General features: G+C 73.6%; 12 protein-coding genes. 6 read left to right on the forward strand and 6 right to left on the reverse strand.

All coding sequences use genetic code 11. The features are described from left to right. From ACFPZN_RS49835 to ACFPZN_RS49845, 3 genes are all read right to left on the reverse strand, one after another. Positions 1–583: Na(+)/H(+) antiporter subunit C (locus tag ACFPZN_RS49835; protein ID WP_378291143.1), on the reverse strand; the 583-nt coding region annotated here is incomplete at its 3' end. Continuing rightward, positions 580–3,411, reverse strand: a complete 2,832-nt coding sequence (locus tag ACFPZN_RS49840; protein WP_378291145.1) for a Na+/H+ antiporter subunit A — start codon at positions 3,409–3,411, stop codon at positions 580–582. The genes ACFPZN_RS49835 and ACFPZN_RS49840, both read right to left, overlap by 4 nt. Before the next feature lie 143 nt (positions 3,412–3,554). Next, the gene (locus tag ACFPZN_RS49845) at positions 3,555–8,135 is read right to left on the reverse strand and encodes an SCO7613 C-terminal domain-containing membrane protein (protein WP_378291147.1); all 4,581 of its coding nucleotides are present in this window, start codon (positions 8,133–8,135) and stop codon (positions 3,555–3,557) included. Positions 8,136–8,384: 249 nt separating this feature from the next. On the opposite strand from ACFPZN_RS49845, the gene ACFPZN_RS49850 reads away from it, so the two are divergent. Continuing rightward, positions 8,385–12,395, forward strand: a complete 4,011-nt coding sequence (locus ACFPZN_RS49850) for a hypothetical protein (RefSeq protein WP_378291149.1) — start codon at positions 8,385–8,387, stop codon at positions 12,393–12,395. A 287-nt stretch (positions 12,396–12,682) separates the two neighbouring features. Here the strand turns inward: ACFPZN_RS49850 and ACFPZN_RS49855 are convergent, their stop codons facing one another. Continuing rightward, complete coding sequence (locus ACFPZN_RS49855) at positions 12,683–13,360, reverse strand: hypothetical protein (protein WP_378291151.1); 678 nt, start codon at positions 13,358–13,360, stop codon at positions 12,683–12,685. A gap of 540 nt (positions 13,361–13,900) precedes the next feature. On the opposite strand from ACFPZN_RS49855, the gene ACFPZN_RS49860 reads away from it, so the two are divergent. Genes ACFPZN_RS49860 through ACFPZN_RS49875 form a run of 4 tightly spaced genes read left to right on the forward strand, consistent with a single transcriptional unit; the run spans position 13,901 to position 17,350 of the window. Continuing rightward, positions 13,901–15,007: a permease gene (locus tag ACFPZN_RS49860; protein WP_378291153.1), complete on the forward strand. Its 1,107-nt coding sequence runs from the start codon at positions 13,901–13,903 to the stop codon at positions 15,005–15,007. After that, positions 15,004–15,780 carry a TIGR03943 family putative permease subunit gene (locus ACFPZN_RS49865; protein WP_378291155.1) on the forward strand — a complete coding sequence of 259 codons (777 nt, stop codon included), beginning with the start codon at positions 15,004–15,006 and terminating at the stop codon, positions 15,778–15,780. Before ACFPZN_RS49860 ends, ACFPZN_RS49865 begins: the two co-directional genes overlap by 4 nt. Next, positions 15,777–16,634 carry a patatin-like phospholipase family protein gene (locus tag ACFPZN_RS49870; RefSeq protein ID WP_378291157.1) on the forward strand — a complete coding sequence of 286 codons (858 nt, stop codon included), beginning with the start codon at positions 15,777–15,779 and terminating at the stop codon, positions 16,632–16,634. Before ACFPZN_RS49865 ends, ACFPZN_RS49870 begins: the two co-directional genes overlap by 4 nt. Before the next feature lie 56 nt (positions 16,635–16,690). Beyond that, a complete protein-coding gene (locus ACFPZN_RS49875) occupies positions 16,691–17,350 on the forward strand; it encodes a pentapeptide repeat-containing protein (RefSeq protein ID WP_378291159.1) in 660 nt (219 codons plus the stop codon). 213 nt (positions 17,351–17,563) lie between these two features. Here the strand turns inward: ACFPZN_RS49875 and ACFPZN_RS49880 are convergent, their stop codons facing one another. Continuing rightward, positions 17,564–17,959: a hypothetical protein gene (locus ACFPZN_RS49880; protein ID WP_378291161.1), complete on the reverse strand. Its 396-nt coding sequence runs from the start codon at positions 17,957–17,959 to the stop codon at positions 17,564–17,566. 791 nt (positions 17,960–18,750) lie between these two features. Here ACFPZN_RS49880 and ACFPZN_RS49885 point away from each other — a divergent pair. Beyond that, positions 18,751–19,854 carry a winged helix DNA-binding domain-containing protein gene (locus ACFPZN_RS49885; protein WP_378291163.1) on the forward strand — a complete coding sequence of 368 codons (1,104 nt, stop codon included), beginning with the start codon at positions 18,751–18,753 and terminating at the stop codon, positions 19,852–19,854. Positions 19,855–19,906: 52 nt separating this feature from the next. On the opposite strand, the gene ACFPZN_RS49890 is transcribed toward ACFPZN_RS49885, so the two are convergent. Continuing rightward, positions 19,907–20,443, reverse strand: coding sequence for a GNAT family N-acetyltransferase (locus ACFPZN_RS49890; RefSeq protein WP_378291166.1), 537 nt, complete (start codon positions 20,441–20,443; stop codon positions 19,907–19,909). Between the last annotated feature and the right edge of the window lie 22 nt (positions 20,444–20,465).

Here is a 20,465-nt window from a genome sequence, read left to right on the forward strand (position 1 = left end):
GGGTGGGGTTGGGCGGGGTGGGGTTGGGCGGGGTGGGGTTGGGGGGTGATGGGTTCGAGGTGGATGGGTCGGGGTCGGCGGGGTCGTCGAGGGCTCGGCGTTGGCGTTCGGCGTGGATGCCCTCGCGCAGTTCGGCGCGGGCCTGGCGGACCTCGGCGCGGCGGCGGCGGCGCCATTCGCGGAACTCGCGGCGCTGGGCTCGGACCTGGACGCGCAGATCGTGGCGGCCGCGGGTCACGCGGCGGTCCTCGGTGTCGTCGCGGACCTCGTCGTCGCCGCTCAGACGGCCGTCGCGGTAGGCGATGGCCAGGACGAACGCGGCGGAGCCGAGCGCGATCACGATCGCGGTGAGGATCATGGCCTGGGGCAGCGGGTCGGCCATGGGCCGGTGCGCGGACGCTCCGTCGTCCAGGATGGGGGCGCGTCCGGCGGGGCCGCCCGTGGTCAGGATGAGCAGGTTGACGCCGTTGCCGAGCATCAGGAAGCCGACCAGAAGCCGGGTCAGGCTGCGCTCCAGGAGCAGCGAGACTCCGATGGCGATGAGGAGGCCACCGGTGGTGGCCAGGGTGATCGAGGCGGTCATGCGGCGGCCTGCCGGTCGACCTCGGCACCCAGGGCGTTGAGGATGTCGAGGATGAGGCCGAGGACGATCAGGTAGACGCCCACGTCGAACAGCAGCGAGGTCGTCACGTGGAGGTGGCCGAGCAGCGGGAGGTGGAGGTCCCAGGCGGCGCTCTCCAGGATGGCGTCGCCCCAGACGAGGCCGCCGAACGCGGTGCCGGAGGTGATCGTCACGCCCAGGCCCAGGAGCAGGCCCACCTTGACCGGCGCGGCCTCGGCGAGTTCGAACGGGCCGCCGGCCAGGTAGCGGATGGCCAGCGCCAGCCCGGCGACGATGCCGCCGACGAAACCGCCGCCGGGCGCCGAGTGCGCGGTGAACAGCAGGTACAGCGAGAACAGCAGCACGGTGTGGAAGGTGATCCGCGCCACCACCTCCATGACGATGAGGCGGCGTTCTGCGGCGAGGGTGCGGCCCGCGGCCAGCCAGCGCCTCTCGCCGGGCCCGGTGGGCGGGGACGGGCCGTCGCGGCCCAGCGAGGACATGCCGGGCACAGCCCACATCGCCGTGCCGGCACCGGCGTCGGCCGCGCGCGGCGGCGGCGCCACCCGGCGGCGGGCGTAGATCATGCTGGTGACGCCGAGCGCGGCGAGCGCGACCACGGCGCTCTCCCCGAGGGTGTCCCAGGCGCGGATGTCGACCAGGACCATCGCGACGACGTTCGTGCCGCCGGCGTCGAGCGCCGCGTCCGGGTAACCGGTGGAGATGGGCGGGGCGTCGCGGGCCTGGACGGCCAGCAACGTGACGGTGGCGGCGAGCAGGCCGGTGAGGGCGCCGACGGTCACGTGCAGGCGGCGCCGGAACGACGGCGCGGTGCGCGGGAAGTCCTCGGGCAGCCCGCGCAGCACCAGGACGAAGACGATCAGGCTGGCGGTCTCCATCAGGATCTGGGTGAGGGCCAGGTCGGGCGCGCCCTGCAGTGCGAACAGGACGGCGACGCCGTAGCCGGAGGCTCCCGCGATCACCACCGTCTGGGCGCGGGCGCGGGCCCGTACGGCCGCGGCCGCCGCGGCGACGGTGAGGACGGCGGCGGCGACCTGCGGCAGGCCGTCCCAGAGGTGCCAGGCCGCCGGGGTCGGCCAGGGGCTCTCGACGAGCAGGACGACGCCGGTGAGCGACACCGCGGTGAGGAGGATGACCACCAGGTATCCGGGCAGCGACCCCCGCTGCACGAAGCCGGTCACCTGGAGGGCGAAGTCGTTCAGGCCCTGCATGGCCCGGCGGTAGACGGTCTCGGGCTCGAAGAGGGTGAGTTGCCGCTGGAGCCGTGCGACGGATCGTCCGGCGAGGAACAGGAGCGCGCCGACGCCCAGTGACAGCGCGGTGAGCTGCAGCGCCTCGCCGAGGCCGTGCCAGGGGGCGAGGTGGTAGTCGTAGGGGCCGCCCGGGAACGGGGCGGCCTCGCGGGAGAGCGGGGCGTCCATCAAGGACGCCAGCAGGCCCAGCACCACCCCGCCCGCCGCGAGCAGCGCCGGGGGAAGGAGGAAGAGCGGTCCGGGCCTCGTGGCGGGCGTCGGCTCCCCGACACCGGCGAAGGCTCCCCACACGAAGCGCAGGCTGTAGGCGGCGGTGAAGGCCGAGCCGAGGACGAGGAATCCGAGCAGCACGGGCCGTCCGCCGATGAACGCCTCGTAGGCGGCCTCCTTGCCGGCGAAGCCGAGCGTGGCCGGGATTCCGGCCATCGAGGCCGCGGCGGCGATCGCCACGGCGCACAGCCACGGGGCCGTGCGCGCCAGCCCGTTCAGCTCGCGCAGGTCGCGGGTGCCGGTGCAGCGGTCGATGATGCCGACGACCAGGAACAGCGCGGCCTTGAACAGCGCGTGCGCCAGCAGGATGGTGAACCCGGCCAGCGCGGCGACGCGCCCGCCCTCCCCCAGCAGGACGGTCATGAACCCGAGCTGGCTGACCGTGCCGTAGGCGAGCAGCAGCTTGAGGTCGGTCTCGCGCAGCGCCCGCCATCCGGCCAGCACCATCGCGGCGGTGCCGAGGACGAGCACGGCCGGTCTCCACACCGCAGCGCCGGAGAACGCGGGCGAGAGCCGGGCCACCAGGTAGACCCCGGCCTTGACCATGGCCGCGGCGTGCAGCAGGGCGCTGACCGGGGTGGGCGCGGCCATCGCGGCGGGCAGCCACAGCCCGAACGGGACGATCGCCGACTTCGACAGCGCCCCGGCGAGGACGAGCACCAGCGCGACCGACACGGCGGTGCCCTCGGGGGGACGCTCCAGGAGCTCCGAGAGCCGGTAGGTGCCCGCGGTGCCGCCCAGGATCAGCAGGCCGACCAGCATCGCCAGCCCGCCGGAGGTGGTGATGACGATGGCCTGGGTGGCGGCCCTGCGCGCGGTCGAGCGCTCGGCGTCGTAGCCGATGAGCAGGTAGGAGAAGACCGTGGTCAGCTCCCAGAACACGTAGAGCAGGATCAGGTCGTCGGCCAGGACCAGGCCGAGCATCACGGCGGCGAAGGCGATGAACTCCCCCGCGAAGGCGGGCAGGCCGGGCTCGGAGCCGGTGAAGTAGCGGGCGCAGTAGGCGACAATGAGCGCGCCGACGCCTCCGACGATGAGGGCCATCATCCAGGCGAGCGGGTCGGCGCGCAGGGCGAGGTCGAGCTGCAGGGCGGGGATCCAGGGGAGGGTCTCGGCACGGGGGGCGGCGCCGTGCAGCCAGGGCGGGAGGGCCCAGACGGCGGCGGCCGCGGGCACCGGGGCGAGCAGCAGGAAGGCGTTGCGGCCGACCCGCCGCACCAGCGGCGGGGCCAGCATCGCGGCCGCGCAGTGGACCGCCAACAACACCAGCAACTGATGCCCCAGAGCAATCGATCAACAACTCTCGGTAACCATAGCGACGGGGTCGGACGGTTTTCGCACCGCCCCGCGGCGGCGGCCTCCGCGCACGGACGTCGCACGGCCGGGCGAGTCCGGTTTGTCCGGGCTGCTCAGCGCATTCCGGCGATGGATCTGCGGACGCGGCGGATGTCGCGCAGGCGGTGCTCGTAGGTGGCGCCGGTGAAGAGGAGGGCGGCGCCGGTCAGGGCGATCGGCAGCCAGCGCGGGCCGTTTCCGACGAGGTCTGCCAGGGCCGGGAAGAGTTCGTGTGCCGCGTTCACCACGAGCACCGCCCCGCCGAGCAGCAGCAGGGCTTGGAGGCGGGTCCAGGCGCCGGCGAGGGTCACGGCGAACGCGGTCAGTCCCAGCAGCAGCGGGCGTATGAGGCCGTCCTCGTTCCAGGCCGCGACGAGACTGGGGAGGAGTGTGAGCGCCAGGGCGGGCCCATAGGCGGTCCAGGAGGAGAGCGTGTCGTCGCGGCGCCGCAGCCATCGGCCGCCGAGAAGCAGCAGGAGGCTCACCGAAGTCGTGTACGCCTCCGGCGCGGTGACCGCGGTGTCGCCGAGGAGCAGCCACAGCGCCAGGTGCAGCAGTACCGCCCCCGCTCCCAGGCCGGGGAGGCGACGGTCAGCGCGGGTGGCGACGCCCAGGGCGAGGGCTCCCGCAAGGGTCAACGCCAGGCAGGCGTACGGGACGCTGGCGCACGCCAGGCCCACGCCGACGGCGGCTACGGCATAGCCCGCGAACTCCACGGCCGCCCCCGCCGTGCGGTGGCGGTGGCCGATCTCCCATGCGCCGAACGCGGACGGCGCCGCCACGGCCGCGAGCACCGCGAGCCCTGCGAGTTCGACGCGGAAGCCGCCCGCGAGCACGCCGGTGGCCACGAGCCCCGCAGCGGCCAGGACGGCGGTCGCGGACGACGCGCAGCGCATCGCTTCGTGACGCGCGGCCACAGCGCAGCCGGTCGCGAGCGCGGCGACGCCTCCCGCGACGGCGAGCGTCGGAGCGGTCATCGGCAGCGACCACGCGACGGCGAGCGTGGTCAGCCATAGGGCCATGCCGCCCGCGAACCAGTCCATGGTGCGGGAAAGGGCCGTCCGTACGGCGAGTGCCGCGACCAGTGCGCACACCATGGCCAGCCCGGCTCCGTGGGGGAGGTCGGCGGTCCAGGGCAGTACGAGCACGGCCGGGGGCACGCCGAGTACGGCCGCCCTGTAGGCGCCGCGCGGCCCGTCCAGGAGGCGGGCGCTCGCTATGGCCGTCACGGCGGCGAGTCCTGCGGCCGCCGCGGCGGCCGGTGGCACGCTCACCCCGAGGTCGTTGAGAAGAGGCGATTCCCGGAAAGAGCCGAGGTCCTCGGACCATGCCCGGCCCACCCATGCGTAGGGCGCGAGGAGTGACAAGAACAAGCGCGGCAGATGCAGCAGCAGGGCGAGCCCTGAGATGACCCAGGCGAAGATGAGCACGGCCAAGCGCGCTTGGCCGTGCAGCCGCGCGGCCGCCATCACCGCGGTCAGGCCGCCTAGCCCCAGGACGAGTGTGACCTGGTGGACGTGGCCCCCGGTCATGCCGAGGGCGCCGCCCCAGAGCGCGAGCGCCCCCGCGTTGAGGGCGTGTGCGAGCCGGGGGCGGTGTTCCCCGATGAGCGCCCCAGCCCGCACCGCGAGTGCCGCTGTCGCCAGGACCACGAACGCGGCGTACCGCGCGGGCAGATCCCCGGCCAGCGCCGCCGCGGCGCCCTCCGCGCCCACGGCCAGCGTCGTGACGGCCGATGCGGCGGACGCGACGGGCGAGTTCCCGCCGCGCAGCGCGCACACCACGCCTGCCAGGGCCAGGGCGGCGAGCACCGCAAGCGTCGCGGTCTGGTCGGCCAGTGACCAGGAGACGGCGAGCGTGGCCGTCCAGAGGGCCGCTCCTCCCGCGGCGGTACGGTTCATGGCCGCCCACAGGGCGAGCGCCGCAGTGAGTGCGACGAGGAAGGCCAGCGCAGCCCAGTAGGGAAGGTCGGCGGCCAACGGCACGGGGGCGAGCGCGACCGGGACCGCCACCTGGGCGACCCCAAGTGCGGCCCAGCGGCCCCGGTGGACCCCGGCCGCGCACACTGCCGCGATGGCCGCCAGCACCAGGATCGGCATGAGCATGGGCCGTACGGTCCAGGCCGCTTCCGGTGTCAGGGCGCCCCGCGCGCTCTCCGTCGTGCCGGTCCACGTCTTGGCGAGCCATCCGTACGGCCCGAAGAGCGCGGGGAAGAACGCGTCGCTCAGCGGCAGTGGCGCCAGGAGTGCGAAGAGGTAGGACTCTCCGATCGCCCCGGACGACGGCAGCCCGACGCGCCGCAGCGACCATGCCGTGGCCGCGCCGAGGAGCGCCGTGACGGCCAGGGTGAGGCCGAGGACCCCCGCCCAGGTCGACCCGATCCCCTCTGACGGCAGCCAGGCGACGCCGATTCCCACCGCGACCAGGGAGAGCACCGCGGAGGCGATGTCGAGGGCCACCGCTTGGGCGGGACGGTTCGCTCGTAGCGCCGCCCCGGGCGGGACGACGCGGACGACAGCGAACCCCGCACCGAGCAGAACCGTGCGGACCGTCCGGCGGGAGTCCACCACGGCTCGCGCAAGCGCGCGCGGCGGGTCTCCTGTCGGCAGTGCGACGGCCAAGGCGATGAGCCGTACGCCCAAGAGCGCGAAGGGGAGGAGTTGCAGGGACCAGGAAGAGGTGTTCCAGAGCGCGATGAGGAGGGCTCCGCCGCCCAGGACCGTCCCTGCCCCCATCGCAACCTGCGCGACCGTCGTACGCGCCGGGCCCGCCAAGGCGAGGAAGGCCACCGCCACGACGACCGCCGCCACCGGCCACAGGGAGTCGTCCCCCGCGGGCCACATGAACGCGAGCGCAGCGGAGTGCACACCGAGGGCCGTGGCCACGGACGCGAACGCCACGTCCCTGGACAAGGAGGCGATGGCGAGCAGCACGACGGTCAGCGCCAGCACCACGGCGACCGACGCGGCGTAGGGCATGCCCGTGGCCGCGGGAAGGACCAGAACGGCCGAGGCGGCGAGCACCAGAGCGACGCCACGCGTCACAACCCGCAACACGGCCCGCGGTACCGCATCGGCGACGATGTCAAGCAGATGCTTGGGCAGGATCAGGGCGACGATGGACGCGGCCACCAGCACGAGCGGCGACGCGGGCGTTCCCGTCTCCGCCATCTGATCGAGCCCGGTTCCAAGGGCCGCGCGAGGCCCTTCGGTGTTCCAGATGGCGGCGTCGACGTTCCCGGAGAGGGGCGCGACGGCCGTGACCAGTACCTCCGGCATCACCCACACGACGGTCAGCGCGAGAGCGGCCACCCCAGCCGCGCCCGCTCCCAGTCGCAGCCGTTGGGGCGTCCAAGCGCTCCCCACCAGGACCAGGCACGCGGACATCGCGTATGCAGCCACCGACCATTCGCCAGGAAGCACCTCTTTCGCAGGAGTCGCACAAGCCGCCACGGCACAGACGCCGGACAGACCCGACGCGACGCCGCGCCACACCTCGTCCTTCAGAAACCAGCCGCAGGCGGCCGTGACGAGCGCGGCCAGGACGAGCACGCCGGAAGCCCGCAACGCCTCGTCCAGAGAGGCGACCTGGAAGGACTCCGCCAGTGCGGTGGCGGTCCCGGCCGCCCCCGTCCCGAGCCCGGCGACGGCGGCGACGGCCCGCTCGGGCGTGCGGGAGGCCCGCGTCCAGACGAGCACGTCGAACGCCGCCGTAAGAACCAGGGCCAGCGCAAGACCGGTCGGCGTGGGCCCCAGGGCGACCGCCCCCAACGGCAACGGCACCTGGGCGAGCGCGAGCGCGGTGGGGGCGGGCAGCCGGAGCGGTGCGATCCGCGCGTAACCCGCCCAGAGCAACGCCAGTACGGCCGAACCCACTGCGGCGGCCCAGAAGCCGGTGTCGTCCGAGCCGGGCAGGTCCAGCTCTTCGGGAGCCGTTGAACGACCTGCGACCGCGTTGGCGACGGCCACGCCCGTCAGGGGAAGGAACACCAATCCGATGTAGGCGACGGTCTCGGCCGTGGAATGCAGTCGCCGCCGTACGAGCAGCCAGGGAAAGGAGAGGGTGCCCACCGTGATGGTGGCCAGGATCGCCGCACGGATGCTCAGGTGCCCCCAGCTCACCACCGTGAAGACGACCGCCGCTATGCCGAGCATCAGGCCGCCCAGGAGCAGCAGAAGATTCTGCACCGCATACCGGGATAGGTCGCGCCTGGGCCCGCGCGGGGCCTCTGCACGCCCGACGGCATGTCCGCGAGCCCCCGGCTCGGCGGCGCCGACCGGTGCAGGCGGATCTCCCTGGACGGCGGCCGTGCCCCTGGCGCCCGCCTCGGCGCGGGGTTCGGCGCGGGGTTCGGTGGCGGCTGTTTCCTGAAGGCTCCCGGCAGGAACCCCGGCGGCGGCTGTCTCGGCCGTGGCGGGGACGGGCGGCGCATGCTGCTGCTGCCGCAACAGCGTCAGCAGCCGGATGCGGTGCTCGTCCAGTTCAACGCGCCGCGCCGCCAGGCCGCGCACCGCGGCGTCTATCTCGATGATCTCTGCCTGGACGCGCCACAGTTCCTCGGTCGGCGCTCCCGCCAGCGGCAGCCCGCACGTCCTGCACGCGGGGCCCCGATCCCCGATCACATTCCAGCAGCCGGGGCAGTTCCGCCGATCCACCGGCGACACCTCACTTGGCTTGGGAACGGACCCAGGACCCTAGGCACCCCGCGATGACATTCACGACATCCGTGACCGAACCGGTACGGAATCGATCGCGGACGGTTCGCCCCCGGCGAAGGTTGTGATCATGGAAGACCCTGGGGGTTCGACCCTTCCGGAGGCGGCACCGTTCCGTGACATGTCCCTCACCCTGCGATCGCCCTGAAGGGTCCCGTTTCGTCGGAGGCCGGGGCCAGGATGTGCGGCATGCACAGCTCCCCAGAACTGCCCGGAGACGGGCCCGACGACCTCCCGGAGGACATCGCCGCCTGGCTCGCCGAGCACGAGCTGGCGTGCCGCCGCACGGCCCGCCGCTGGATCGCGCACTCGGCCGCCGTCCCCGTCCGCGTGCTGCGCCGCCTGTGGCCCGATCCGGCCTGGCGCCAGGTCCTGCGCGGCACGATCGTCGGCACCCGTCGCGACGGCGTGCACGGCTCCCCCGTCACCGTGGCCGGCCTGCTCGTCGCGGTCGGCGAGGCGCCCGGGGCGCACACCGAGATCCTGACCCTGGAGGGGGGCACCCGGCGGATCGCCGACGAGCACCTGGTCTTCGCCCACCACCAGGACATCCCCGACCCCGAGGCTGCCGGGCGCGTCGCCGACGAGCACGGGCTGCGGCTGTGGCAGGTGCAGCTCGACAGCGACGGCTTCCCGTGGCGGCCCCACGAAACGCTGCTGGCCGCTCAGTTCGACTGGGTGCGCGACTGGCAACTCCGCAACGCCCTCGCGCCCGTGGGTCCCGCCACTGCGAACGCTCTGGACGCCCCCGGTCACCCCGGCGAGCAGGCGGTGCGCACCCGCGTCCACCGGCATCCCGCGCTCGGCGAACGGCCGGTGGTCCGTCTGCTGGCCGACACCGAGGCGGCCGGCGCCGACCTGCTGGCGAGCGCCCTGGGCTGCCCGCCGCCGGAGGTCGGGCCCGCCCTCCTGGCCGCCGCCCGGCACCCGCTGCTGGGCTACCCCGCGTGGGCCCTGGTGCACGATCCGGACGCGTCCGGCGCCGCCCTCGCGGGTCTGAAGGTGCTGAACGAGGCGCGCCGCGCGGCCGCCGGGAGCCCGCAGACGGCGTTCGAGAAGCTGCGGCGGCACGCGTCGGGCGGCGCTCTTCCCGCCTCGCACGCGCCCGCGTTCTGGCTGGAGGCGGCCACGGTGTTCGGGCAGCCGGGAGTGCCGGCCTCTCCGGGGGCCGACCTGGCCCGCCGCTGCCGGGCGCTGGCGGTTCCGCCGGCCGACCGACTGCGGAAGGATGCCGGGCTGTGGCACGCCCTGGTCCGGGTGGGCATGGTGGACGGCGAGGAGTTCTGCCGCGACCTGGCCGCGCGCGAGGACCCCGAGGCGGCGCACGAGGCGTTCCGGGAGATCGCCCTGCACAGGATGACCGGCGCGCCGCGGTTCAGGACGCTGCGGGAGTTCGCCGTGGCGGCCGGGCGCGACGGCGTGGAGCAGGACGCCCGCGACCTGGGCGACATCATCAAGCGGCAGGGAAGCCTGTACGAGTTGCCGGACGTGGCGTTCAAGGGCAAGCGCAAGGCCTTCGTGCACCTGGCGCGGACCGACGACTGGTGCCTGCGGCTGCTGTTCGGGTTCCGTTCCCAGCTGGAGATCCTCGCCTGGCACGGCCTGCTGGAGCCGCTGCTGGCCGACGCCGAGGTGGCCGGGCGGCTGCGCGGCGGCGTGCTGTGGCCCGGTTCGTCGGCCACGCGCTGGGTGAACGAGACCTACGGCCGCGAGTGGGGCGCCTGGAGCGCGAAGGTCCGGCAGCGGCTACTGGACTTCCTCGCGCCCGTCCTGGTGGAGGAGGGCGAGGGGGTCGCCATCGAGGGCGGCGAGTGGACCGACCTCAACGCGCTCGACGTGCTCTGCGAGCACGGGGTGCCGCTGGCCGCGCCGGTACGGGCGATCTCGCTGACCGCCTGGTACCGCACCGGCGAGGACCGGCGGCGGCCGCTGGAGCACGTGGCCGCCGATCCGCGCTTCCGGGAGCTGCTCAAGGCGGAGGTGGCGGCGTTCGACGGCGCGCCCGAGCCGGCCCCGCCGCCCCGCAACCAGCCGCCGCCCGCGCCGTTCGCCCGCGAGCAGCTGCTGGAGTTCCCGGCGCTGGCCCCCGTCGTCGCCGAGGTCTTCCCTGACCTGGCCGACGCAGTGGGGAGTCCGGCCGACCCGGTGCTGCGCAGGGCGCTCCAGGACTTCGGCGTGTGCTTGGACGGGGCGCCCTCCGGTCGCCTGGGAACGCTGCGTTCCATGCGCGCCGCGGCCGCCCGCCTGCGCGGCGAGAGCGCGGCCCCCGTCCCCGTGCCGGGCGTCCACTGGGCGCTGCTGATCGAGCACGTGGGCGCCATCGCCGTGCGCGCGGTCTCTCCCGCGACCTCGGACGAGGAACGCCGGGCCCTCGCCGACTTCCTCGGTGTCTGGGCCGGGATGCCCTTCATCGCCGAGCCGGAGCGGGGCTGGCAGTACGGCACGCTGAAGCACGGCACGCTGACGGGCACGGGGCTTCCCGAGGAGGTGGGCGAGGCGGTCCTGCTCTACCGGGGCGATCAGGGCCGCAGCGGCACCGCGCTCGGAGCCGCGGGCGACGCTGTGTGGTTCGTCCGGCCCACCCCGCGCGCCGGGAAGCCCGATCCACTGCACGGCCGGATCGGTGTCCTGCGCGACATCGACCCCGGCTGGGCCACTCCCGAACGGATCGGGGCGTTCACCCGTACGCTCGCCCGGCGCGGCCCGCTGACCTGGGGGAAGCCGGTGCAAGAGGCGGCCGGTGAGCTGGCCGGCGAGCTGGCGCCCGACCATCCGGATCGGATCTGGACTCTCACACGGGCCGACGCGACGCTGATCCTCGCCGGGTTCCCGGGAGCGGCGGGCGGGCTGTCCGGCGAGCGCCGCAAGATCCTCAAGCTCAGGGCCTCCGAGGAGCCGGACGCGCAGGGCAGGCTGGCGGTGCTCGACGGGCCGCAGCGGCTCCGGCTCGCCGCCGCTGTGCCGCCGCCCGATCCCGCGTCGTGGTGGCGCAAGGACGGCTGGAACGGCGCGGCCGCCCGGGTCGCCGCCGCCTGGCATGGGCCCGACCCTGGCCCGGCGGCCTTCTCCCCGGCGGCGACGTACGACCTGATGGGCTTCCTTTACACGCACCGGCCCGGCGCCCCGCATGTGGACGCGAAGCTCGCCACCCTGGGACGCCCCGATCGGGCCGCGGTCCTCACCACGGACGGCGGACACACCTTCCGCTGGAACCGCTTCCAGAACAGGCCCGAGCTCGTGCCCACCGCGATCACCGCGGAGCTGGAGCAGGTCCAGCTGGTCGCCTGGGCGGCGACGCGGCTGCCGATCGGGCACCCGGCACTGCGCCGCCTGCCGGAGCTGCTGCGGCTGCTGCGCGAGCGGCTGGAGCATCCCGATGTGGTGATCGCGGCCACGCGGCGCTGGCGTGGCACGCCGCACGACTCCAGGGGCGGCGGCGCCCCGCCGAAGCCGGAGGAGCTGTTCGGCCCCGCCTCCCGGCTCCCGGTGGTGGGCGGGGAGGTCCATGACGACGGGGTGTTCATCGCCGTCCCCTACCCCCAGGCCGCGGACCCGGCGCCGCAGGTGCTCTTCCGTCCGGCGGCGCTGCGCGCGGGGGGCTCCACCGCCGCGCGTACGGCCCTGGCCTCCACCGATCCGGACTTCGCCCGGTGGGAGGCCCTGCTCGAGCTGGCGTTCGCGGACGATCTCGAGCGGCTGGCCGAGCGCGCGGCCTCCTCCCCCGTCCCGGACGGCGAGTACGAGGCCAATCCGGCCTTCAGCGCCCCGGAACTGGTCGAGGTGGTGGGGGCCGAGCTGTCGGTGAGCCCGGACGCGGCGGCGCTGTACCTCCAGCTGGCCGCCATGACCGATCCCACGGACCGGCTCGTCCGCCGCTGGAACCGGTGGGGCGCCGAACGCCACGAGCGGGCCGGGCGCGAACTTCTCGGGGCGGGGGCCGTCCTGCCCCGTCCGGAGGAGAAAGAGGAGGGGAGGCAGTTGCACGGCCGGTCCGCCGTCCTCCCCGGGGCACTCACCGAGTGCCGCGCCATCGGCGCCCCGGATAAGGGCGGGTGGGTGATGGAGGCTTACAAACGACGCCTGTATCCGGCCCTGGAGGCCCCTAAGGGTGGCGTGGATCTCATTATGGCGAGGGGGCTCGTCCACCGTCCGCCGCACGAATTGTTCGCGCTCGCCTGGGACGAGGTACGGCCCGCTTGAAGCGGGTCAGGAACGCCGGATCGGCGCCAGGGCAGTACCGGAGCGGCGTAAGGGAGAGCGTGATGCGAGAACGGGAACGCCCCGATGATCAAAATGGTCATCGGGGCGTTCCCGTTCGCTCGGGCGGAACGGCGGACATCGCCGCCGAACACCTTGGGAGATCCTTGGGAGATCCCTGGGAGAACCCGGGGGGCACCCTACGCGGGCTGTCATGAGACCCCTATGAGGGGCCCACGTTCGGTGGGTTCAGGGAAGGAGGGTCGGAATTGATCGGATGATGGGAAGGGTCAGGAGCCGAAGGGCTGGGGCTTGCCCTTCCCCGGGCCGTCGCCCCACTTGAGAACCTCGTACTTGAGGCCCTTGATGTGGCCCTCGCCACTGCCGGCGTTGTACTTGCTCGCCGGCTTCTTCCCGTCCAGGAGGTAACGGAAGGTGTAGGTGTCCAGGTCCAGCATCACGCCCCTGTGGGAGGGCTCGCCGGGGCCGCGGTCGCCCACGAAGCCGGTGATGCTGCGGCCGTTGGCGCTGACCTTGACCTTGGTGTGCATGGGCCAGCTCGGGCTGGCGAACAGGCCCTTCTGCATCGGCTTGCCGCCGGCGGGGGCGCCGGTGTCACCGTTGATGCCCGAGCCGTCGTCCCAGAAGTAGGACGCGGTGGTCGTGCCGGTGAGCAGGGCCTTGGTCTTCTTCTCGCCCGGCTTGGCGGCCTTCTTCTCGGTCTTGCGGGCCTCCTGGGCCTTCGCCTGACCGGTCTGGGGCCGGGTGTTCTGGGGCTGTCCGGCCTTCCCCGCGAGGGTGCCGGGCTGCTCGGCGTCCTGCCGAGCCACCATCGCCTGCTGCGACGGCGTCTTCTGCTGCTGAGCGGTGTCATCGCTGCTGGCGGCGGCCACTCCGGCCACCAGCATGCCGGCCAGGCAGGTGCCCGTGGCGGCGGTCATGACGACGTTGATCGCTCGCTTCTGCATGTGAGTCCTTTGTTCGGCGGTCAGGGCAGCCGTTTCACGCCGGAACAGGGGGATCCCGTGTGGCAGGGGAAACGGCCCCGAGAGTCGAGCTCGGGAAAGAACGAGACGCCGCGCGGAGGGACCCGCGAATCGGTGATCCGGCGATTCCGCGCATGGGCGGACCGCGTTCGTGTCCGGTCGCGCATGACCGGCTCCCGGGCACGCGCGCAACACGAACTGGATCAGCGGGAGATTGCCGACCGGGGGCTCGTCGGCCCATCCGGTTGACGGCCTAGCATGGGAAGGCCGCTCGGCGAGAGAAGATCCCGCCTGGCGGGCGGGAACGCGACGACTCTGTGTTCAGCCAGGTCAAGTGGTCTTTGACCGTGACCTGGCGTCGAGTATATGCGCCATTACCACGTCTAGACCAAACCACACTTTTCTTTACCTTTTGCCAGGTAGATCTTTTATGTCCGGCTCATCCTGCTGTGTCGTGGAATGCCGTTGCAGCAAGGGGATCCGGCGCGTGCCGGGCCGCTCCGGCGGGGCCGCTGTGGCACGATGACCCGCATGACCGAGCCCGCCGACCTCCGAGCCGACGACGTCACCCCGGGCACGGGGACCGCCCTGGGCAAAGGAACGGTGAAGCCGCCGCGGGCCGGCCTGGACGAGACGCTCCCGCCCGCCGACTGGGGCGCCCGGCGCCCTGTCGCACCGGGCACCCGCGCCGCCTGGGGGTTCGCCGCCCTGGCCGCCGTCCTGGTCGCCGGACGCCTCTGGGCGGCCCCGCTGATCGGCGCCCGCGCGCTGGACGCCTGGACCACGATCTTCGTCGCGATCTGCGTCCAGGCCCTGCCCTTCCTGGTCTTCGGCGTGGCCCTGTCGGCGGCGATCACCGCGTTCGTCCCGGCCTCCTTCTGGAACCGGGTGCTCCCCCGGCGGCCGGGCGCGGCCGTACCGGTCGCGGGCGCCATGGGGGCCGTGCTGCCCGGCTGCGAGTGCGCCTCGGTCCCGGTCGCGGGCGGCCTGATGGCGCGCGGGGTCGCGCCCGCCGCCGCGCTGACGTTCCTGCTGGCCGCGCCCGCCGTCAACCCGATCGTGCTGGTCGCCACCGCCGTCGCCTTCCCCGACGCGCCGGAGATGGTCCTCGGGCGGTTCGCCGCGTCCATGATCGTGGCGGTGCTGGCGGGCTGGGCGTGGCTGCTGTTCGGCCGGGGCGAGTGGATCAGGATCCCGTCCCGCCCGCCCTCCGGCACCGGGGCCGCCGCGCGCTGGGAGGCGTTCCGGCAGGCCATGCGGCACGACATCATGCACGCGGGCGGCTTCCTGATCGTCGGCGGCGCCGCGGCCGCCACCATCAACGTGGCCGTGCCCTCCGAGTGGGTCGGCGGCGTGGCCGGGATCCCCTGGCTGTCCGTCCTGGTCCTGGCCGTGCTGGCGGTGCTGATGTCGATCTGCTCGGAGGCGGACGCGTTCGTGGCGGCCAGCCTCAGCCAGTTCTCCCCGACCGCCAAGCTGGCGTTCCTGGTCGTGGGGCCCATGGTCGACCTCAAGCTGATCGCGCTGCAGGCGGGCTTCTTCGGCCGCCGGTTCGCCGTGCGCTTCGTCCCCCTCACCTTCGTTCTCGCCGTGGCGGTCAGCGCGATCGCCGGAGGAGTGCTGCTGTGACCAAGGCCGCGCAGAACCTGCTGCTGATCGCGATCGGCGCCGCCGTGCTCTGGATCACGCTGGCGACCGACGAGTACCTCAACTACGTCAAGCCCTGGTTCCGCCTGCCGCTCGTGGCGGCGGCCGCCGCCATGGTCGTGCTGGGCGGCGCGGGCCTGCGCCGGGAGTGGCGGGAGAAACCTGAGGACGCCCACGGGCACGACCACGAGGACGGGCACGGGCACGGGCACGGGCACGACCACGGCGGGCACGACCACGGCGGGCGCGGCCCCCGGGTCGCGTGGCTGATGTGCCTGCCCGTGCTGGCGATCTTCATCGTGGCGCCCCCGGCGCTGGGGTCGTACACCGCCTCCCGCGACACCGGCCGCCAGGCGCAGCCCCCGCCACCGCCCGCGGCGGGCTTCGGAGAACTGCCGCGCACGGGCGGGCCGGTCCCGATGACCATGGGCGAGTTCATCGGACGCTCCTACGAGGCCCAGACCGGGCAGTCGCCGTACCTGCGCGGCGTCCCGGTGCAGCTGACCGGGTTCGTGACGCCCCGTCCCAAGGGCGGCGGCTGGCAGGTCACCCGCCTCAAGATGGCCTGCTGCGCGGGCGACGCGGTGCCGTTCCCGGTGGTGGTGCACGGGTTGGAGCGGCCGCCCGCCGACGCCTGGGTACGGGTCGTCGGCACCTGGCGTCCCCCGGCGGGCGGCGAGGCCGTCTCGGGCGTGCACGAGCTCCAGGGGCAGTCGGTCACGCGGATCAAGAAGCCCCGGAACCCGTACGAATGACCGGCGCGAAGGACGGCGGCAGGGCGCTGGTGCTGGGCGGCGGCGGTATCACCGGCATCGCCTGGGAATGGGGCATCCTGTCCGGGCTGGCCGAAGCCGGGATCGGCCTGCACGAGGCCGATCTGGTGGTCGGCACCTCCGCCGGATCGATCGTGGGCGCGCAGGTGGCCTCCGGCATCGATCCCGAGGCGCGCTACCAGGTGCAGCTGGCCGGGGCCAATGGCGAGATCCCCGCGCGGGTCGGCCGCGCCGTCATGGCCCGATGGGCCTGGGCGGCGCTGCGTTCGCGGACTCCTGAGCGGGTCGGGGCGCGGATCGGGCGGCTGGCCCTGATCGCCCGTACCGTCCCCGAGGCCGAGCGCCGGGCGGTGATCGAGTCGCGGCTGCCGGTCCGGGAGTGGCCGGAGCGCCCCTTGAAGATCACGGCGGTGGACGCGGCCACGGGCGCGTTCACGGTCTTCGACCGCGACGCGGGCGCCGGGCTGGTGGACGCCGTCGGCGCCAGCTGCGCGGTGCCGTGCGTCTGGCCGCCGGTGACGATCGCGGGCCGCCGCTACATCGACGGCGGCGTCCGCTCGCCCGCCAACGCCGATCTGGCCGCGGGGCACGCCGCCGTGGTCGTCCTGGCGCCCAGCGCCGGGGGTTTCGGACCGGTCGCGAGCGTCGGCCGCCAGGTCGCGGCGCTGCGCCGGGCCGGCGCCCGGGTCGCGGTGATCACGCCCGACCGGGCGGCACGGGAGGCGTTCGGCGGCAACTCACTGGACCCGCAAGGGCGCGCCCCGGCGGCCCGCGCCGGACGCGTCCAGGCGCCCTCGGTCGTGGACGCGGTGAAGGCCGTCTGGGGGCGCGCGTGACGGGCCCGTCCAGGCGGGGCGGGCGGAGAAGGACCCCTGGAAGGTCGAGGGCTCCCGTGCCGTCGACGCTGGAAGAGCTGCCGTTCGCCGAATGGCTCGTCCCGCACGACGGTCCCTGGGAGCCGGACGGCGATCACGACACGGTGCGCTTCGGGGCGGTGCGCGTGCCGGACGTCAACGCCCCCGGCTCACGCTTCCTGGACTGCGCGTTCACCGGCACGGCCCTGGAAGGCGGCGGGCTGCGGCGGGCACGCTTCATCAACGTGTGGGCGCACGAGCTGCGCCTGGTGGGCACGGACCTGACCTCGACCGAGTGGCAGGACGCCGCGCTGCTCGGTTCGGTGATCGCGGCGCTGCCGTTCTCCGGGGCGCGGCTGGACCGGGTGACCTTCCGGGGATGCAAGCTCGACGGGATCAACTTCCGCGACGCCGAGCTCACCGACGTGGCGTTCGAGGACTGCCTGCTCCGGGAGGTCGACTTCGGCGGCGCCGCCCTCACCCGCACCGCTTTCCCGGGCTCGCGCCTGGAAGCGACCACGTTCGCGGGAGCGCGGCTGGATCAGGCCGATCTGCGCGGCGCCGAGCTGAGGATCACCATCGAACCCTCGTCGCTGCGCGGCGCCATCGTCTCGCCGGACCAGCTGCTGGATCTGGCACCGCTCCTGGCCGAGGCACTGGGCATCATCGTCGAAGCCCCCTCCCGACCACGCACGTGAGGCCGTCCCGAGCCGCCCAGGAGGAGGTTGCCTGAAGCCGTTTCCCGGCCCGCGGTCCACGGACGGGTGACCGGCTTCGCCTGTTCTCCGCCCGTTCGTTCCCGGCCCGCGACTCCTCGCGGGACCGCTTCCGCTCCGGGGCCGCGCCCCGGTCCTGTTCCGTTCCCGCGGGAGGCGGGAACGGACCGGCGAGACTCGCGGCCCGGAATCGCGTCAGCGAATCGGGAAGGCGGAGGGGAGCAGAGGGGCGGAGGCCGCCCCGGTGTACGCGGGAGCCGGGGAGAAGTCGGCGGCCGTGGGCGGCGGCATATGCCGCTGCGGAGGCACCGCGGCGGCGGGCTCCGCGGGCGGCGGAACGTGGGTGCCGTCGGCGCGGCGCGGTTCGGGGAACCGCTGGGCCTGAGCACGCTGCTCCGTCAGCACCGCCATGAGGGCGCGCGCGGTCTCCTCGTCCATCCTCATCAGGACGCTAGGCCGGCCCGTGGGGTCGACGAACGGGGAGACCGAAGGTGCGGCGGCCTGCTGAGGCAGGGCCTGCCGCATCTCTTCGCGGAGGTCGTGGGCAAGCCGCAGCGCCTGTCGGTCGCTGTCGCTCAAGTGTGCGTTCATCGCGATCTCCGGGGAGTTCACGTGCGGGGGTCCGGGGCAATCCTGCTAGGAATGGCGTGCATGTGCAAGGGCCGATGCACGTGCAGGAGACGGGGGATCGGCCATTTTCGCCGCCTCGCAGCCCCCTCCCGACCACCATCCCTGCCCCGCCCGCGCGGCCGTAACCTGGCCGTGACCGGCAGGGTTTCATCACCCTCACAGGGCCCACGGGACTCTCCTGCGACCCGCCACCCGATCCTGGAGATTTTTCTAGAATCTCCTTCCGGTCCAGGAGAACGCGACAGCGCGCGTCGGCACCGCTACGCAGCGGCGCGGTGATGATCACAGCGTGGCGCCGTGCACCTCCGCATGGTGACGACAGCCCGGGCGGCACGCTCTCAACCCGGAATACCGGCCATCCTCAAGATCAACACCACCATGGGGCGGCTCGGCCCCCGGAGCGGGGATTTCACTCGACAGTGTGAGCGAATGACGGGCACTCGGAGGGCGCGGGGCGCCCGGTGGTGCCGGAGGCATGAGCGAGCAGCAGCCCCAGAGGCGACAGCGCCGACATGGCAAGATCTGTCCTCAGGCGGTGGTGCCCTGAGGGAGGGCGCTGCCGCTCCTGAGGCGGGGCACTCCTAATACAAAGGTGCCCGTTGGGCGGGAACGCTCCTCAGGCAAGGGCACCCTTGAGCAAGAGCATCGTCAAGCAAGGGCGTCTCTAGGCAAGCCGTCACGGAGGCGAGGGGGCTCCTTCGCCGGGGGTGCCCCTGAGGCGAGCGGACGGTCTCTGGAAGGGTGGGCCGACGATGACCGAGACCCTGACGCTGCGGGCGATCAATCGGGCGACGCTGGCGCGGCAGATGCTCCTGGCGCGCGAGGAGACTTCCGTCGCCGAAAGCACGGCGCGATTGTGCGGTCTCCAGGCGCAGGAGCCCAAGCCCCCGTTCCTGGGGTTGTGGACCCGCATCAAGGGTTTTCAAGCCGAGGACCTCCACACGGCCCTGGACGAGCGCAAGGTGGCACGGGCCACGATGATGCGGGGCACCCTGCACCTGATGGCGGCCCCGGACTACCTGTCACTCCGCTCGCCGCTCCAGCCCGTTCTGGACGCGGGCCTCAAGGTGCTCGGCCCTCGCGCCAAGGGACTGAACGTAGAACAGGTTCTTCCGGTCGCCCGCGGCCTGCTCCAGGAGTCTCCCCGCACCTTCAACGAGATGCGCTCTCTTCTCCAGGCCGAGTTCCCTGAAGTCAACGAGCGCGCTCTCGGCTTCGCGGTGCGCATGTGCCTCCCCCTGGTGATGGTGCCGACCCAGGACCGCTGGGGGTTTCCGCGCAACGCGGCGTTCACCCTGGCGGAAACGTGGCTCGGGGAGGCGCCGTCCCCCGACTCGCCCTCCGCCCTGGACAACCTCGTCGTCCGCTACCTGGCGGCGTTCGGGCCCGCTTCGGCAGCCGACGCGCAGGCCTGGTCCGGTCTGCCCGCGCTCAGCGGGGTTCTGGACCGCCTAAGGCCACGGCTGCGCGTCTTCTCCGACGAACGCGGCCGCGAGCTGTTCGACCTCCCGGACGCCCCCAGGCCGGACGAGGCCACGCCCGCCCCGGCCCGGTTCCTTCCAGAGTTCGACAGCCTCGTCCTGGCCCACTCAGACCGCCGGAGGGTCATCTCCGACGAGCACCGTCCCGGCCTCACGACCAAGAACCTGCGCGTGCGCGCGACCTTCCTCTGGGACGGCTTCGCGGCAGGCACCTGGGAGACCGAGCGCAAGCGCAAGACCGCGACGCTGCGCCTCCGCCCCTTCGCCCCCTTGCCGCGCGCCGCCCTGAAGGAACTGAGCGCCGAGGCCGAAACACTCCTCGCCTTCACCGACCCGGACGCCGCCGACCTCCACGTCACCACCGAACCCGGATAAGAGGAACGCCTGGAAGGACTCGGAGGTCTCATGCGCCGAGGGGGCTGCGCCTCTACGAAGCCTCGGCGTCGTGGACCCATGTGAGGAGCGTGTAGTCCCTCCCCTTGTCCCTCACAGGCGCGGGCGCCCTGTCGGTCAGGCGGAACCCGGCCGCACGCGCGACACGGCTGCTCGGATGGTTGTCGGGCTCGATCTCCAGATAGACGCGCGCCAGGCCGAGTTCCCCGTGGGCGTAGTCGGTCAGGACCTGGACGGCGCGCACCGCCAGGCGCTGCCCCCGGTGCGCACTGCCGATCCCATAGCCGATGGTGGCCGCGCCCCGGTCGAGGAGGGCCTCCCCCAGGGGTCGGTCGTCCCCGGCGGTGATTGCCAGGTGGATGCGCAGACCCGATGCGAACGACCGTTGCGCGCGCTCCAGGTAGTTCCTCGCGGCGCCCAGGTCGAACGGGGACGCGATGGGCGTCCGGTGGGCGATGTCGGGGTCGTCGAACAGCTCCACCATGTGGACGAGGTCGTCCTCTCTCCACGGCCTCAGAACGAGCCCCTGCCCAGCGAGACGGAACGGCGCCGCCGCCTCGGGCTCACCCACTCGTTCCTCCGACACCCCTCAC

This window comes from Actinomadura rugatobispora, from assembly GCF_042656285.1.
Lineage (GTDB): Bacteria > Actinomycetota > Actinomycetes > Streptosporangiales > Streptosporangiaceae > Spirillospora > Spirillospora rugatobispora.